This window comes from Neisseria sp. P0021.S007 (assembly GCF_051956855.1).
Map to the genome: position 1 here is coordinate 1 of NZ_JBQCXA010000231.1, position 917 is coordinate 917.

Sequence of the window (917 nt, forward strand, 5' to 3'; positions counted from 1 at the left end):
GTTTGTCCCCTGTGCCAAATATGGTATTCGAAGCGTTCTTCGGGGGAAAGGTTGGTAAGCCCTGCGAAGTGTTCGGCGACGTCTTGTTGATTTTCTGACAGGGTGTTGATACAGAGGTTCCGGTTTGCCTGCAATATGGGAATGATGCCTGCCTGCCGGTTGATGCATAACATGACGGTAGGCGGCTCGTCGGTAATTGGCGCTACAGCTGTCATGGTAATGCCGTAACGTCCGGACTGCCCGTCTGTGGTGATGACGTGGACGCCTGCGGCGCAGGATGCCATAGCATCTCGAAATGGACTCTTGAGTGTGTGTGCGGAATCTGTCATTCAGTTTCTTTTATTTTAGTGCCTGCTCAATTTGCGCGAGTTGGAGCAGCAGCTCTTTCAGTTCGAGCATTTTTTCTTTGGATAAGATTTTTTCGATGGCGTCGTAGCGTTCGTCTACTTGCGCGCCTATGGTTTCGTACAGTTTTTCGCCTTCTTGAGTCAGTTTCAGGTAAACGCGGCGTTGGTCGTTGGAAGGTTTCAGTCGTACCGCCAAACCTGCTTTTTCGAGTCGGGTCAGGATGCCGGTCAGGCTGGGGCGCAGGATACAGGCTTGGTTGGCGAGGTCTTGAAAGTCTAATGTGCCGTTTTCTGCCAGAAGACGGATGATACGCCATTGTTGGTCGGTAATATTGGCTTGGTTCAGAATAGGGCGGAATTGGGTCATCAACGCTTCTCGGGCTTGAATCAGTCCAATATTGATAGATGCATGTTTAGATTGGTTAGGCATTATAAGTCTCCATTGTTATCAAAAATCAAACCGTTGAAGCGCGAGGCAGGTATGTAAAAGGCGTTTTTTGATTATAAGCCGTCATTGGGGCGGCAAGGATATATAGGAACAAAAGCATCATTGTTTGGGTATCTGGGGAA

General features: G+C 49.0%; 2 protein-coding genes. Both read right to left on the reverse strand.

Going from position 1 to position 917, the window contains the following annotated elements:
- Positions 1 to 329 (reverse strand): flavin reductase (locus tag ACTHUR_RS12450; protein ID WP_440398795.1); only part of this gene is annotated, 329 nt, incomplete at its 3' end.
- A 10-nt stretch (positions 330 to 339) separates the two neighbouring features.
- Positions 340 to 777, reverse strand: a complete 438-nt coding sequence (hpaR, locus tag ACTHUR_RS12455) for a homoprotocatechuate degradation operon regulator HpaR (RefSeq protein WP_070496009.1) — start codon at positions 775 to 777, stop codon at positions 340 to 342.
- Between the last annotated feature and the right edge of the window lie 140 nt (positions 778 to 917).

Excerpts from the sequence above, each read along its gene's own strand:
- hpaR (WP_070496009.1), bottom strand. The coding sequence starts at position 777 with ATGCCTAACCAATCTAAACATGCATCTATCAATATTGGACTGATTCAA.